The sequence below is a fragment of the Vibrio sp. Isolate25 genome (genome assembly GCF_022398025.1).
Lineage (GTDB): Bacteria > Pseudomonadota > Gammaproteobacteria > Enterobacterales > Vibrionaceae > Vibrio > Vibrio coralliilyticus_A.
In genome coordinates, this window is the sequence record NZ_JAKEUT010000001.1 from 167,913 (window position 1) to 184,964 (window position 17,052).

At 45.0% G+C, this 17,052-nt stretch carries 8 protein-coding genes; 5 read left to right on the forward strand and 3 right to left on the reverse strand.

What is annotated here, in order from left to right:
- Nucleotides 1-44: 44 nt before the first annotated feature.
- From L1D15_RS00785 to L1D15_RS00805, 5 genes are all read left to right on the forward strand, one after another.
- The gene (locus L1D15_RS00785; RefSeq protein ID WP_239874341.1) at nt 45-1,370 is read left to right on the forward strand and encodes a sphingomyelin phosphodiesterase; all 1,326 of its coding nucleotides are present in this window, start codon (nt 45-47) and stop codon (nt 1,368-1,370) included.
- Nucleotides 1,370-2,311 (forward strand): chromosome segregation ATPase, encoded by a 942-nt coding sequence (locus L1D15_RS00790; protein ID WP_239874342.1) that lies wholly within the window; start codon nt 1,370-1,372, stop codon nt 2,309-2,311. The genes L1D15_RS00785 and L1D15_RS00790 overlap by 1 nt, the downstream gene beginning before the upstream one ends.
- A gap of 155 nt (nt 2,312-2,466) precedes the next feature.
- Nucleotides 2,467-4,884, forward strand: coding sequence for a M9 family metallopeptidase (locus tag L1D15_RS00795; RefSeq protein WP_239874343.1), 2,418 nt, complete (start codon nt 2,467-2,469; stop codon nt 4,882-4,884).
- Nucleotides 4,885-5,138: 254 nt separating this feature from the next.
- Entirely contained in the window at nt 5,139-6,332 is a 1,194-nt protein-coding gene (locus L1D15_RS00800) for a DUF3103 domain-containing protein (protein WP_239874344.1), read from the forward strand.
- 457 nt (nt 6,333-6,789) lie between these two features.
- Nucleotides 6,790-13,566, forward strand: a complete 6,777-nt coding sequence (locus L1D15_RS00805; RefSeq protein ID WP_239874345.1) for a tandem large repeat — start codon at nt 6,790-6,792, stop codon at nt 13,564-13,566.
- A 58-nt stretch (nt 13,567-13,624) separates the two neighbouring features.
- Here L1D15_RS00805 and L1D15_RS00810 read toward each other — a convergent pair whose 3' ends face one another.
- The 3 genes from L1D15_RS00810 to L1D15_RS00820 form a co-directional block, all read right to left on the reverse strand.
- Nucleotides 13,625-14,143, reverse strand: coding sequence for a hypothetical protein (locus L1D15_RS00810; protein WP_239864666.1), 519 nt, complete (start codon nt 14,141-14,143; stop codon nt 13,625-13,627).
- A gap of 121 nt (nt 14,144-14,264) precedes the next feature.
- A complete protein-coding gene (locus tag L1D15_RS00815; protein WP_239874346.1) occupies nt 14,265-16,052 on the reverse strand; it encodes an aminopeptidase P family protein in 1,788 nt (595 codons plus the stop codon).
- Nucleotides 16,049-17,044 (reverse strand): oligopeptide/dipeptide ABC transporter ATP-binding protein, encoded by a 996-nt coding sequence (locus L1D15_RS00820; RefSeq protein WP_038157351.1) that lies wholly within the window; start codon nt 17,042-17,044, stop codon nt 16,049-16,051. Before L1D15_RS00820 ends, L1D15_RS00815 begins: the two co-directional genes overlap by 4 nt.
- Between the last annotated feature and the right edge of the window lie 8 nt (nt 17,045-17,052).

Here is a 17,052-nt window from a genome sequence, read left to right on the forward strand (position 1 = left end):
TTGCTTTAAGTTCTAGCCTTCAAATAAAAACTAAGGAACAAAACATGAATCTTAAGCAGTGGAATATCTTGTTAGCGTCTCTGATTGCGCTTCCCGCTTTAGCGGACACAGATGTATATTTAACCAACAATTCGGACCAGTCTCTGACTATTCAAGTGAGCCATGATGGCACCGATTTACTTGAATATGGGGAAGAATGGAAACAACACACAGAAACGCTTGGGCCATGGGAGACCAAACAAGTACTCAGCTTTAATCGTTGGGAAGGGGTGAAATCGGGCAAGACATACCAATTCAACACTGTCGTTTCCAACCCTGTGGGTGAAAGTGTCGTACTAAACCAAGTGATGGAAGGGCATTGGTATAACTCAACCATTGAATATGGAGTCTCTTCATCTGATGTTGAACTGGCTCTAAAAGATGACCGCAATCTACACCGCTTTAATACGGCCGCATTTGGTGAGCGACAAGCGGAGTTGGCGTTTAAGTCTGCGAATACCGCTCGTTATGATGACCTTTACTACACCATCACTCCTGCCAAAGTCGATGAAGCGGTTGATCCAGATGAAAACACACTCAAGTTAATGACCTACAACATCTGGGCACTGCCTGTGATTGCTTCACATATTGGTGATCGCTACGCCTTGCTCCCTGAATATGTCAAAGGTTACGATGTGTTGGCTCTGCAAGAAGTGTTTGCTAGCGGTCGAGAGGAGTTTCTACGCGAATTGGCAAAAGAGTATCCTTATCAGACCAAGATGTTAGATAAAGATGGCATCAACATTTACGACGGCGGTGTCACTATCGTCAGCCGCTACCCAATCGTCAATCAAGCACAGTATGTATTCCCTGATTGTACCGGAACGGATTGCTTCGCAGACAAAGGCGTCAACTACGCAGAAGTCATTAAAGGTGGTAAGGCTTACCATGTTTTTGCTACGCATACAGCGTCATTCGATACAGATACTGCTCGTGACTACCGCCAGCGCCAGTTTAAACAGATTCGTGAGTTAGCAACATCACTTAACATTCCGCCCAATGAAACGGTTGTCTATAGCGGAGACTTCAATGTGAATAAGCGCAAGTTCCCAGGTGACTATCAGCAAATGATTGCGAATCTCAGCGCAATTGAACCGCAATATTCTGGCTATACGGAATCGACTTTCGATCCGCGTATTAATGATTTTGCAGGCGAAGCCATGTCTGGTGGCGAGAATGTTGAATATCTTGATTATGTCATGGTAAGTGATGAGTACGCGGTGAAATCATTCAACGACAACCGTGTTGACGTTCCGCGCAGCACAGATGAACGCTTGTGGAAGCATTACAATCTATCCGACCATTTCCCTGTGTCGGCGGTGATTAAGTAATGGTTTATCGTTACCTGTTGTTGATGCTCGCCGTGGTGGCGGGCATCTTTCTCTGGCCTTCCGATGAGGTTGTTAATTCTCGGGCGATGGTTGAGAGGGAGTTTTCGGAACAATATGTCGCTGCTAACCAGAGTCTTGCTCGAACAGTGGAAGAGGGTGAAAGTCAGTCCGAAAATACGATTCCCCATCAAGGCAAAGTATTAAATCCTCTTGCGGAAGCCTCAGGAAACACGCTGGTTGAAGCGTTGGAATCTTTTTGGCAACAGTGCCAACAGCGCAACGATTGTGAACAGCTACTGGTTCAGCTCCAAGCTGAACTGTCGGACGCTAGGTATCACCTCCTTGCTCGTTACCCTCAATTGAAAGCCCAGTGGCAAGAGGTAATGGGAGAGCTGGAGCTCAATCAATACCACTCGTTAGCTGATCGAATTGAAGAAATGAAGCGGCAGGCATTGTTAATTTGGGGCGAGCTCGCAAGTGTTATGTTTGTTGAAGAATATGCGCTCTATGACTTTAGTTTGGCATCTCAGGACTTAGCGACTGATAACGCCGAGAGTTATGTTGAAAGCTATGAAGCATTGCTGAATCAATGGCAACCCAATGAAGAGTCGCTGTCTCTAGATAGCGGTGCTGCACGTTATGAAAAAGGCGTAAGTCTAATACCAAGTACGTTTACGCAGCAGCAAAAGGATCAAGCAAAAGCAAAGCTCGCCACCAAATACCTCAATGCTGAACAGTCGGCATCCATTGCTCAACGAGAGCAGCAAGTCGCGAGTCAGGAGGCACAAGTCGCAAGCTATCAAAGCCAGTTATCTGATCTCAAACAATCACTCGATCAGCAACGTTCAACGGCGGGGTCAGCAATGTCTGATCTTGAGTGGCAACAGTACGTTGAGCAGCAGATTAGCGACTTTCGTATTAACTTTTTTAACTATAACTAATTGTTAAATAAGTGTTTTATTTAATCGTTTGCGAAGATTTAATCTAAGAAATAATCGGAACCAGCCTCTAAATTGCTCATCAACCGGTCTTATGTGACTTATAGATCATTGATATAACGCAGCTCCAAATCATTACAATAAGTGTGGTGTTGCGTATGAAGCACAATCAACGTTTGTTTATTCCCAAGAAAATTGCCAGTGCTTTGCTATTAGCTGGCATCAGTTTCCATGCCTTATCTGCTCCGGAGTGTGAGTATGAGTTGCTTTCGCACTCTTCTGACTGGCTGACACAGATCAAACGAGCAGATTCGTCGTGTTATCACTCATGGTTCAATGCGCCTGAAGAAGCAGCGGCGGGCATCTACAGCGAAACGTCAATAAGACAAGTACAGCGCGAGTTGCTTGAAGAAGTGACGCAGTATGAGGGAGATGAGCAGCAGGCTAAGCGAATTGCTAACCTTAGCGAATTTATCAAAGCGGCGTACTTTGCGCGTTACTCAACCCAATCAAGCTATGGCTATTATTCTGAAGAGTTGAGTCGTGAGCTTGCCCAAATTTCAGCTCGATTCTTAAGTAGCCAATATGCTCAAGCGCTGGGGCGCGAACAGGTACGTGCGATGTCTGCGATGAGCATCATGGTCGATAGCGTGAAACAATTACCTATCGCAATGCCTGCCATGTTAGACCTGCTTGAAAGTTTCAACCGCCAAAATAGCCAGCGGCTGCAGTATGTGGATGGATTAAACAATTTGTTCAGAGCGATGAGTGGTCACGTAGCGCGAGATTATTTTTATGCAGATCTTGCAGCTCACCCTGACTATCTGGTGAGGCTGGAACGGTTTGTTGATCAGAACCGCTGGGCACTGGGCACAGACGCTGAGTTTCTTATCTACAATGCGGTACGTGAATCTGGCCGGCTATTGGCGAGTAGAGATGAGAAGTTACGCAACCAGGTGATGGCGTTTATGAAACGTACGCTAGAACGTAATTCGATCGGCAGTGAAGGCGAACGTTTATGGATTGCGGCTGCGGAGATGATCTTGTTTTATGCGCCAGAGGAAGGCAAAAAACTAAAGCTTGAACAAAGTAAATCGCAGCTTGAGCTTAGCGTTCTTCCTTACCGTTATGAATGTCAGGGTGCCGCGATCATTCGTTCGCAAAACTTATCAGAGCAACAATCTGAACAGGCGTGTGAGGTTCTGTCAGCAGTTGAAGCTGACTTTCATCAGGTGGTGAACTCTGGTTGGGTTCCGGTCAATGATGATCACAATGATAATGTTGAAGTGGTGGTCTGGAAGGACAATGATGCTTACGTTACCTACTCTAATTTTCTGTTCGGCAACAGCACAGACAATGGAGGGCAATATCTAGAGGGTGATCCATCCAAACCTGATAATGTGGCTCGCTTTTTAGCCTATCGCTACGACTCCGGTGATGAACTTGCCATCCTAAACCTTGAGCATGAGTACGTTCACTATTTAGATGGCCGTTTTAACCTCTATGGTGATTTTAGTGATACTTTAAGCCGTGGTCGTATGGTCTGGTGGCTGGAAGGATTCGCAGAGTATATGCATTACCGCAAAGGCTACCAAGCGGCGGTAGATTTAATTGAACATCAGCCACTGTCTTTCAGCGAAGTCATTGAAACCACGTATGATGATGACGTGAACCGCATCTACCGCTGGGGTTATCTCGGGGTTCGGTTTATGTTGGAAGAGCACCCTCAACACATGGCTCGTTTATTAGAGTCTGCAAGGAGAGGAGACTATGTGACTTGGAGCGAACAAGCGAAGCGTTTGGGTGTTGAGTTCAATGACGAGTTTGAATTGTGGCTAGAAGCAGTCTCATCTACCGATTCTGACTCGCACAACGATGACGGTGAGAAAGAACAATCGCCCCAAGGCTCAGCAGAAATAGTGAGTTTTGCCGCCAACCATTCTCAGATCTTTAGCGCTAACGCCTACGAGGAGCATCTGTTTTACATTGATATCCCTGCGGAAGTGACAGAATTCTCCGTTTCGATTGAAGGTGATGGGGACGCTGATCTATATGCAAGTTACCAGAGTGTTGCGCACTATTATGAGTACCAGCTTTCGGACTTTCAGCGAGGAAGTGAAGAGTCAATCGAGATTGAACCTCAGCCAAACGGGTACATTACGCCGGGTCGCTACTATTTCAGCTTAACAGCCCGCGAATCATTTGGATCTGTCAGGGTGACAAGCAAAACAGTCACTCAATCCCCTACCGTTGAGCAAGATGACCTGACGCCAAAACTGATGTCAGCGAATGACCCCCTGCGAGTAAAGGTGAATAAGACACGTTATGTGGGTATGTATGTTGAAAGACCAGCAACGGTTCGGCTTTGGATAAACGCGCTAGACGAAACTCCAAGTAACGTGGACGTCTTTATTGGCAAACATTCTTGGGCAACACGAGAAGACTTTGATGCAGCTAGTCAGCAAACTGGTAGCAATGAGTTTGTTCAGTTTGAGGTAGAGAAAGCGGGTTATGTTCACTTTACGTTAAGCGCTGAACAGCAAGGTGGAGAAGTCGAACTTTACGCCACTTATTAGAAAGGACAAAAGAGCACTTAAGGTGCTCTTTTAGCTAATAATATTATGAATTGCTTATTGATTGGATTATTAATTCGCACATTCTAATTTAGATAAGATTAAATATCATACAATTTGGTTAAAAAGTGATCTTGAGCTGGAAAATGGAACAAAAAGCAATCGTTTTACTTCCACTTATTGATATTGCTGATAGGTTTTTATGTGTAGGGCAAATGCTCTATATAATGATAAAAATTAAAATAAGGATCATTTTTATGAGACCAAATCTATCTATTAGCATGATGCTTGCAACGGCGGTGGTTGGCTTCCAGTCGAATGCGCAGACTGTAGACACAACAGATGCTCAATCTAAGGCTGAGGCGATTGCACAACAGAAACAGTCCATCGCTTTGCAGATCAGTGCTCGCTATGCTGATCTTGAATCCTCTATCAAGTCACAGATTAACGAAGAGCATCTATCAGCACCTCTGAACAACCTACAGTCTGCTCAGCCATATTCTGCGTTTAGTCAAAAAATGCAAAAAGCGGATCGTAGCTATCGCGCCATGAAAGGCATTAGTGAGTACAGTGATTCAATCATGGAGCTGCGTATCGCGGACGCTTCAATGGTGAAAAACTGGAAAGAGGGTGAAAGCCCACTGTTCGCGTTCGAGCCTTCAGGTGATGACTCTAACTGGCAATTTATCGAGGCGTATGATGTTTATGGCCAGGTGCATCAACTGGATGTTTATGAGATGCCAGATGTCCCTGTATTGGTTGTCGATAGTAATGGCGCAGAAGAGCTGCGTGCTGGCTTGATGGCCATGCAAGCTGAGATGAAGCGTTTAGGTCAGGATACCGAGCTCACAACCAATGATGCAGCACCTAAGCCCGTTACTAAGATGAGCAAAATGAGCCGCTCGGTCATGGCTGCTGATGTTGAGCCTCTTAATACCACTCAGTTGACTAAAATTCGTTTGAATGACGACCAAGAGCCTTGGATTTCAGGCAAAGCTGAAGTCTACGCCATTATTACTGGTGTCGATCCAAGTCGCGTTGAGCCAGAAATTGATTTAGTCGAAATGCCTTACCTTGATTACGATGGTCAAGACTATTATCCAGGGCAGACTATGATCCTTTGGCCGCGCTATCGTTGGGGCGCTGTTGACATGATTCTGATGGAACAAGATGACGGCACTGACTATAAAGAGCTTGCTAAATTGTTGGTGAAAGCGGCAGAAGAAATTCTGAAAATGATCCCAGATCCAGAAGTTCAAGGCTACGCCATTATTGCTCAGATTACTGGTAAGATCATCGATGTGATTCCTGATGGCTTACTAACCAACGATGATGACTATGTCGATGTTTATTACACCTTGATGCAGAATACAACATATGTTGATCGTCCTGGGGCTGGTGGTAATGCCATCGCCACCTTCAAACCAGTGACCATTTCACCGACGGAATAATTGACAGTATTCTGATTTTCACCCAAGGGCGTATATTTGAAAGGATATACGCTCTTTTTGTATTTATATTTTGTATGTAATGCACTCATTCATTACCATTTTTTTAATGGTGAATGTTATCACTTAATTAGCTAAATTATTCTTGATGTGAATGTGACTCTATATTTATATTTATTGTGAGCGAATGTTATATTTGTATTTTTTATTGTTTTGTTTTATTTATTTCTTGTGGTTATTATTTAATGTTACCTAGCTCTTATTATTCAAAAAAAATATCATAATCATTATCTTTGAATATTTATTAGCATTCATTTTTACTATTGCAATAGTTAATTTTACTTGCAGTGAAATCTATTTTTGTCGATTTATATATGGTTAGATATCCTTATATTGCTTATCTCTAGTTATTATGTCGCGTTGCCATTATCGAGCTTGAAAATATAATTTAGCCACTTTTTTGCAACGTCACATCGGCACCATGTTGAGATACCCATATATAACTAAACTTTTTCTCACCATCATAACCATTTTATCACTGAGTTCTTGTGGAGGTGGTGGAGGTGGTGGTGATTCGTCACCACAGTCCAGAGATACAGGTACGGTTTCCGGGATAGTGTTTGATGCACCCGTCTCTCAAGCTGTTGTTACCGCCTACGAATATCAAGATGGCAAAGTCGGTCGTAAGTTAGGCTCTGCCACTACGACAGCATACGGTGAATATTCGATTGAAGTCGATGCGGCTTCAATGCCTTTGTATATAGAGGCGAAAGGGGGCGCTTACAAAGACCCTCTGACGGACGAGGTGATAGAAACCAGTGAAGGTAAACCGATTCGGATAGTCAGTGTTATTAACTATGGTGAAGGGAATGATCAAGATGTGATGCTCACTCCCTTGACTTATATGGTGGCGGGCCTTGCAGAATATAAGATCAAACAAGGTGAAGAAGCTTCAAGGGCTGTAGATGATGCACTCAATACGATCAATGCTATGTATGGGTTCAATGTCAATTCCGTGAAGCCTATTGATATTACCAAAGAGGGAATCAGTGGCTCTGCGAGCGATGGACACTTGTATGGTGCATTGTTGACCGCTTATTCTTCCTATGCCTATGACTTAATTGGTGAAAGTGGTAATGCGGGTAATGTTTATAGTTCGTTGAACCTGTCTGATATTGGTTATCGAGACATTGTTGCTGATGGGCTTCTTAACGGTTCGGAGCTTATTGGGTCGTTTGATGAAGATATTTATTTTGGTGAAGAAAAAGTGACACCTGATACTTATACCAATCAAATGGCAGAACATACCTTAGTGGTTGTCAGTGATCCTGACCTGAACGTTTCCAATACCCCGGTTGAAGATTATCTGGTGATGGCGGAGCACTTAAACGCATTAGGTACCAATGGTTCAACCGACGGTGCGATTCCTGCGCGTGAAGAAACGGTCATTGATGAGGAGCCTCCGGTTGCGATACGAGACGGGGATGGCGTGCTTAAAGGCACAGAGTCCATTGATATCACTCTGACTGATACGATCGGTATCCAGTCGGCGGAAGTGACATTAAAGCACAAGTTTGATAGCGGTGAGCAATGGACTGATGTGATATGTTCTGCTGAACCAGCTGAAGGGGATATCTGTTGGCTTGATACAAGTGAGTTTGTTGAAGGGCCAAGAGAAACAAGTTTAAAAGTTTACGTAGACACAGAAAAACTGGACCCAGAGAGTGTTGAGGCCTCACCAGAAGCGTATTTGTTGATTCATGCTACTGATGTTCTCGGCAATGAACATGGACCCCAAGTAGGGTCTCACATTCCATTTGAGTGGGACAATATCGCGCCTATCATTGAAATCACTTCGGCTGAAACTATCAATAGTGAAGCTGAAAGCTATGTTCTTAAAGGTTTGGTCAAAGAAGATCCCAATTTATTAAAAGATGGAAATGTACTTGTTTCTTTGTCTAATGGCAAAGCAGAGCCTTATAGCTGTGAGGAAGTTTTTGGGGATGAAATTTGGTGTAAGTTTGAGACTGTTGGTTATTTAACGGATAGTTTTGGAGAACAAGCAAATTTTGAAATTACAGCCGAAGACATTCACGGTAACGTTGGTACTCATAACTTTACATTATATAACGATAACACCCCACCAACGTTATATTTGGAATACCCAAACGTATTCTTTGACTTTGAAAATGAGCAAGGGGTTGTTTATGAACGTGAGTATTCTGACATTACATACAATAGTGACTCAGTAGAAACTGCTACAGAGTATCTTAAAGTTCTTTACGATTATGCATCAAAGGGCTTAGCTATCACTTTGGGAGCAATTGATGATGATCTGGAGTTTACAGACTTCATCGCACAAGATCTTGTAGATCAATCGGTTCCATATGTAGCAGTAACCATCACTGACCAAAATGGTTCAGAAACCTATGGCTCCTCAGCAGAGAACCTCACTTTGAGAGTTAAATATTACTCCAAAAAAGAAGGTGAGGATGAATACCATCAGCATATCACAACAGAGCAAGTAGCTAGTAAAGCAGAACCAGGTGAAAACAAAGGGATCCCTTTTAAAAAGTTAGAGCCTGAAGAAGACGGTACAGTGCCTCAAATGACGTATTATGTACCCTATGTTAAAGAAGTTCTTGGGGTCATTTATGGAAATAAAACATCTCAGGATAGACAAAAATTGGTTATTTCGACTTTAGATGCGTCTGGCAATGAAAGTGAACCACAAGAAGTCTATTACCGAACTTCATTTGATATGCCTGAAGTGACGATTGTTACTCCCTTTATTGATGCTTCAGTGAGGTTAGAAGGTTTGAGTGATCTCGGTGCCTTTAACTACATAGACTCATGCGACACAGTGCAAGTGGATGGTCAAGAGGATGTTGCCAGCTGTACTATTGCTTATGATTCGTCAGGGTATGAGTTCTTTAGAGTGTACTTAAGTGATAAGGGGGGAGAAACACATTATTATCAATGGAGCAATAGTACGTCTACGAAAGTTACTATTCCCGAAACTGCGAATATTGGAGCGTATTTTTCTGCAGTAGATGAGAATACCGTCTATATAACTGAGTTCTCTAGCTACCACACAGGTTTATTTGATAGCCAGTGGGATAAGTTAGATGGAGCGGATAAAACCGCAGGCACCGCCCGAAAAATTTTAGCTGATGTTAATTCTGCTCTAGATTCGCAACCAAACTCTATGCTTGGGTTTGATCCTGTTACGACGAAATATGCGACCAACAAAATGTTAGAGGATCCTTTGCCTGAACCTCTTTCAGATGAGTATATCTACCGTTTCTTACTCGAAAGCTTAACCAATATGGCGGAGATCCAGTCGGTTAATTCGTTGAATTACGCCTTAGCCTTCTATCAAGACTTATCGCATGATGGTAAGGCAAATGGAGAAGGCAGCAGCGGCAGCATAAAGATTGGCAATTATGAGCTGTCTTCAGCCACGTACCGTGAAGAGCTTGCTCAAGGTTACTATGATGTGGCGCATGGAATTCACAATGTAGATTCTATGGAGGTACTTGAGCAAGCCAACCATTTTGCGACAGCGAACCCAACATTTTCTGGTGAGGATATCTTTGATGATGAAGGTGGCAGCATTGATCAGGAAGCACCGTCGGTCAATGTGACGCCGAACCTAATACAACAGGAGGGAGCTTATACCGAAGCGGGAGGAACCGATTATAACATCGCAGGTAAAGTCCACTCTAAGGTAACAATTGAAGATATCGCCACAGTTAATGAGCGGAAGACAGAATTGTCAGCCCACTGGGTGAATGACTCAAAAAAAAAGACGTTGACCGATATAGAATTTATTCTCAATAACGATGAATCAACGGAGTATAAAAAAGTCTACGATTTCACGATTGATTCTCTAGCCTCTGATTTCTCGGAAGCTGAACGATTTGAAATTGTCGCTAAGGTGGAAGATGGATTCGGCAATTTTGAAGGCCCTTATGTGGCATCAACTTATTATGTAGATAACGAACCACCTGCGGGAAGTATTACTGCAGTGGCTCCTGAGCATCCAACTGAAGCTGATAATGTAACTGTAACACTACAGTTCGAAGAACCAGTGAAAGCGGTCACTGCAACATTTGATGGCATCGATATTGATTTTGGTGAATCTCAAGACTTCAAAGAGCTCTGGACTGGGACAACATCGCAAGTGATTTCACTTAATCCTAATGAGAATTCGAAACAGTTAGTGGTGAGTAACTATCACGATGAACTCAATAATGTTGGTGCGGAGTTCTCTGAGGACATCATTGTTACGCCGGTCATCACAATCGATAACGTAACAGAGGATAACATCGTTAGTGAGGGTGAAGATGACGTTACAAATATAACCTTTAGCGGGACAACAACAGGCTTTTTAAAAGATAGTGAACTTTCCGTCAAAGTGGTTTCAGACAAGCGCCCGAATATCGATAAATTTGAATTCACCGGGGTCAAGGTAAACCAAGATGGTACTTGGTCAATACCGAATCAAGATATGTCCAATTGGGAAGAGTCGGACTTCATAATTGAAGTGAGAGGCCGAAATAGTGGCGAGTCTGAGGAGGTGGTTGAAGAAAAGAATTCCGAATACATTGACAGTATCAAACCGGAAGTCCTGGATTCTCAAATTTCCATGTCTGGAACCACAGGCACTATTATGTCTGCCCACTCGGAAGAGGAAGTGTTGATTGATGGTGAAGTAGCGACCGTCACGCTGACCTTCAGTGAGCGAGTGAGCCAACCAGAAGCAGTTCTGAACGGACAAGTGATTACCTTTAGCCAGCTTGATGACGTTGCCAAAATCTGGGTGGGGACGAGCCCAGAGCTTATCCTGCCGGATAATTCATCCACATCAAAGCTAGTTGTAACAAATTACGAAGACACAGCAAGTTCACCGAACTTAGGAGACAGTTTTGAGAAACCGGTTGATGTTAAGCCCGTCATTACCATGCCGAATATTGATGATTTATCGACCAGTGAGGCTGATGCCTTTGTTATATCGGGGAGTTCAAAAGGCTTTGAAGATGGCGCAGAGTTGAGCGTAGCCGTTTCGAGTGATAATCCACTTAATGATGAATTAGATCTGACCGCAACAGTGAGTGAGGGGGCTTGGGCAACCTTACCGAAAAACCTCTCATCATGGGAAAGCGGCACCTTGATCATCACGGTTAATGGTATGAATGACCACTCTCACGCCGCTGACGAAGCAAGTCAAGATGTTGAGTTGCAGGATGATATTGTGCCTGAGGTGAGTACTATCAGTGTGAACTCAGGAGATCCTATCATCGATAACCAAACGGCCTTCGTCAGTGTGACTTTCAGCGAGCGCGTGGAGAATGTTGTTGCAAACGTTGATGGTGTGAACGTGAATTTTGTCTCTCGAGATGGGGCGAAGACGGTATGGGAAGGGACCACGTCGGATGTGGTGACAGTGAACGCCAATGAAATGCTCAAAACCGTGACCTTAACGCAATATCAGGATGCGCAAGGCAATAGCGGACAGGAGGACTCAACTGAAGCCCCTGTGAAACCCGTGATTGAGATTACGGAGCGAGGTGGGCCCATCGATGAGCAAGAATCCCGTCAGCTAGTGATTGAGGGCACGGCGCGAGGCTTTCAAGCGAATGATGAAGTGACGGTTGTGGCTCGACTGAACGGGAGCGCCCAGGAGCACCATTTTGAAGAGACGGTCGTAGTAGCACAAAATGGTGCTTGGAGTACTTCACCGCAGAATATTCGTGATTGGCCAAGTGGTGATATTAATCTCACGGTTGTTGGTCTGAACAATAATGGTGTGGCGGCGGATACCGCGACCGATACCATTACTTACACCGATGCCACACTACCTCAAGTGGTNGGTGCTTGGAGTACTTCACCGCAGAATATTCGTGATTGGCCAAGTGGTGATATTAATCTCACGGTTGTTGGTCTGAACAATAATGGTGTGGCGGCGGATACCGCGACCGATACCATTACTTACACCGATGCCACACTACCTCAAGTGGTTGGTGAGATTGCCTTTGAACCAGCGGTGCCAGAGGATGGTAAGAAGGTCACAATTACAGCGAACTTTAGTGAACTTGTAACGAATGTGACGGCGACCGTGGGCGGTGTAGATGTGGTCTTCACCGGTAATGAACCCGCCCAGCAGTGGGTAGGACAAACGGACGAAGCCATTACCCTGTCGTCCAATGAAGACACGATTATCGCGGTGGTAAATGCGGGCTATCAAGACCTCTCGGGTAATGAAGCGGGCAGTGATAAAGAGACAGCAACTGGGGTGAAACCAGTACTGTCTCTAGATACCGTGGAAGGTAACAATGAGATTGACTCTGAAGAGGCCAAGCATGTGGTGATCCAGGGTACGGGCATTGGTTTCGCGGGTGATACGAAAATGATTACCGTTACAGTGACCTCGCAAGAAGAGCCATCTTTTATTTGGCAAGAAACAGTGTCTATTTCCGAAGCTGGAGTTTGGACCACGAACAGTGGTGGTCAGGATATCTCTGATTGGCCAATGGGGCTTATCACTGTTGAAGTCACTGGTACAAACCAGCAAGGGATTGCCGCAGAGCCCGTGACTAATAGTTCGGTATCCATTGTAGATACTTTACCTCCAACGGTAACGGAAGTGGAGTCTCTCACGCCATCTGTGCCAGAAGAGGGTAGCATAGTGAGCTTAACGGTTAACTTCGATGAGCCTGTAAAAGGGCTCTCCGGGAGCTTTGCTGGAGTACCTATGACCTTTACTAAAGTCACTATGGGTGATGATATCTCCGAGCAGTGGGCAGGCCAAACAAGCAGTGAGATTAATTTAACGCCCGGCAGTGCGACGGAAGAGTTTGTATTAAACACTTTTGAGGATGCTTCAGGCAATACTGCAGGGCAAGTGTATAAAGAACCGTTTTTTGTTAAACCACTGATTGAAATCGAGCCAGTAACAGGTGATAGCGTTATCGATGCAGGTGAAGCTGGCGAGTTTTACATAACGGGTCAATCCAAAGGTATCGAGCACAATGGCACGCTAACCGTGAAAGTTAAGCGGAACTTTAGTACCAAGCTTGATGAAGTTGTTACAGTAACATCGGATGGCTCTTGGTCTACTGGCAAAATAGATGCGACGAACTGGAACTCCGGAGAATTTGAAGTGCAGGTTTCAGGTAATAACAGTGGAAATGTGAGCGCAGACCAAGCGACTCAAACAATTACCGTTCAATAATTACTCACCTCTCCTGAGATTAAAAAGAGTAAATACCCAGTGTATTTACTCTTTTTTATTAGCCTTTTTTGCAAGAAAGCTGGCTACCTGATTCTGCCGTCATTGAAATGGTGTTTTCATTCACTGCCTTTAATTTCCACTTTTCGGTTACGGTAGGGGAAAGTTCGTCAGCGAAAACTTTCCGCAACTCGTCAGGCGAGTTGTCTGAAAAAGTGGTTTCCAGCTTATCAATCACTTCTAGTAGGGTCGCGTTGCGTTTCATCCACTTCCCGTTACTGAGTATATTGACGTCATATGTGCTGTCGGTATCTAAATTGGTTATTTTCAGCAGTGACTCTTTTTCATAGTGTCCATCTTCGAAGTAATGGACGTTGTCACTGTATTTGAGGTTAACGAGTTCGATGGTCGATTCTGCGGAGCATTGCCACTGACCAGAAATGTCTTGTTCAAACTTTGGTGTGGTAACACAGCCGGATATGGCAAGCGTAGCGATTAGAATAGATAGCGATTTCATGGTTTTAATATTCCGAGCCAATACATCAGTGGAAGTGTATTGGTATTTGTATTGATTATTCATTGGTGGGATTCTATCAGTATTGCTTATTCTGATCGATATTGATAAATCACAAATCTATCAAATGGTTAGTCGTAAAAAAGCCAACCTTACGGTTGGCAAAGAAGTTACAAAGGACAAATGGTTAAATCGGCTTTGTGGCCGAATTCAGCCAATTCTGGGTATCTGAGTCCAAATAGGGGCTGAGTTGTTCAAGGCATTGTTGATGGTAAGTGTTGAGCCAGTGCACCTCGTCTTTCAACAGCAACGATTTATCCAACATGTTAGTGGCTATAGGCGCTAAAGTTATGGTTTCGAAGCCATAAAACGTCCCAAACTCGTTTTCTTCCAGTTCAACCACTTTGAGGATATTCTCAATGCGAATTCCATACTGACCTTGACGATAAACGCCCGGCTCGTTGGTGATCACCATCCCCGGTTCTAGCGCCACTTCTGCTGGGTTTTGAGAGAAGTTCTGCGGTCCTTCATGGACATTCAGACAGATGCCAACGCCATGTCCAGTACCACATTTGTAATCTATACCGTGTTGCCACAAAACGCCGCGTGCCATGATATCCACATTAGCGCCAGTGGAGCCTTTCATAAAACGGGTTTGGGTGAGACGAATCACGGCCTTGAGCACTAAGGTGTAGTCGCGACGTTGTTGCGCCGATGGCTGACCAAAATGGAAGGTGCGGGTAATGTCTGTCGTCCCCCCTAGATATTGACCGCCTGAATCGACTAGAAAGAACTGGCTTTCATCAACGCGGTAATTGCTCTTATCGTCGGCAGCATAGTGCATTTTCGCACCATGCTCGGCGAAACCAGCAATGGTTCGAAAGCTCTCCCCAATATAGCCGTTAATTTCCTTGCGATATCCCATTAAGGTTTGTTCAGCGTTGAGCTCTGTAACCTTACCGCTGGGTACTTGCTCGTCTAGCCATTTCATAAACCTGACGACGGCGGCACCATCTTTGCGTAATGTCTCCTCCATGCTGGTAAGCTCAGTGTGATTCTTACGTGCTTTCATAGCAGTGACTGGGCAAGCCATATCGAGCAAACGCACTTGAGAAGGAATGTGACTGATCAACAAACAGTCGGTGTTTCTGCGATCATGAATGAGTACCGAATCAGGAGTCATTTCTTTTAACGTCTTGCTAAGCTGCGTGTAGTCTTCCATCTCTATACCGTGCTCGGTCAGAGTAGCGATCACGTCAGATGTCAGCTTTTGCTTGTCGACAAAGAGTTGGCATCTGTTAAGGGTAATCAGCAAATAACTTTCAGAAATTGGGCAGTACTGGGTATCCCCACCGCGAATATTGAGCGCCCACATCACATCATCAAGCGTGGAAACGAGCAGTGCATCAGCCGTTTTTTGCTCGAGGACGCGACGAATTCTTGTGATTTTTTCACTTGCCGTTTGTCCCGCAATTTCGAGTGGATGATTGAATAAAGGCGCGTTCGGTCTTGCAGGGCGGTCGGCCCATATTGGGCTGATCAAGTCCTGATCAAGGACCAGCTGTATCGACTTGGCTTTAAAGGCGGCTTTCAACTCCAGATAAAATTGCTGGCTGATGCTTCGTCCATCAACACCTACTCGACTGTTTTGCTCCAAACTGTCCGCGAGATACTGTGCAATGGTAGGAGTTTCCGGTAAACGGGCTTTAAACAAGGTTAATCCTGAGCCCTGTAATTGCTCGGCAGCTTGGATATAGTAGCGTCCATCTGTCCACAGGCCGCCGGACTGTGTCGTGATGACGGCGTTACCCGCTGAGCCAGTGAAGCCTGAAATCCACTCTCTTGCCAGCCAGTAATCTGCCGAGTATTCGCTGGAGTGTGGGTCATTGTTTGTCACTATGTAGGCGTCAAATTGGTGCTCAGCCATTTTCTCGCGCAGAGCATTAAGGCGCTGAGCAACGGTCGTTAAGGTCATGGGTTATAAGTTCCTATTTGTGTATGAGTACAGAAAATCTGATGGTCTGAATGTCCGCTAAGTGTGGGCTTTTGTTGAGCGCACTGGTCACTGGAGTCCGGGCAGCGCGTTCTAAACACGCAACCACTTGGCGGATTGAGAGGCGAGGGAAGGTCGCCGGGCAATAGCTGAACGTTCCTCTGTCTTGCCAAGGTAGGGTTGGCAACTGGGACCGCAGATAACAAGGCTTTGGTATAAGGGTGATGAGCGTCATCAAAGACTTTGTCGTATCGGCCAATCTCCATCGGTTTACCCAGATACATCACCATGACTCGGTCACTGATGTGACGCACCACGCTAAGATCATGAGCGATCATCACCATGGTTAATCCCATCTCTTGCTTAAGATCATCAAGAAGATTGATGACCTGCGCCTGAATAGAAACATCCAGTGCGCTAACGGGTTCATCACAAACCACAAGATCGGGCTTGAGAATCAAGGCTCTGGCAATCCCAACTCGCTGACACTGGCCGCCTGAAAACTCATGGGGGTAGCGGTTACGTTGGCTGGCTAAAAGACCAACTTTATCCATCATTTTAATCACGCGCTGCTCCACTTCTGAGCGCGACAGGCTGGGCTCGTGAGTCAATAGAGGCTCGGCAATACACTCTGAGATAGTGAGTCTAGGGTTGAGGCAGGCCGATGGGTCTTGAAAGACCATCTGAAACTCACGCCGCTTATCGGCGAGTTGATGTTTCCCCAACGCTAACAGATCTTGCTCTTTCCAATGCAACTGCCCGCTTGAAGGTTCAATGAGCCTTAATAGCGCCCGCGCCAGTGTTGATTTACCGCAACCCGATTCGCCAACAATACCGAGTGTCTCGCCACGATAAACATCGAGGTCGATGCCATCCACCGCTTTGACCACTTTGCGCTTACTCGGCAGGATGTGTTTGTTGATGTTAAAGTGCACGCGCAAATCACGCGCTGAAAGCAATACTTGCTGTTCCATGTCGCTCT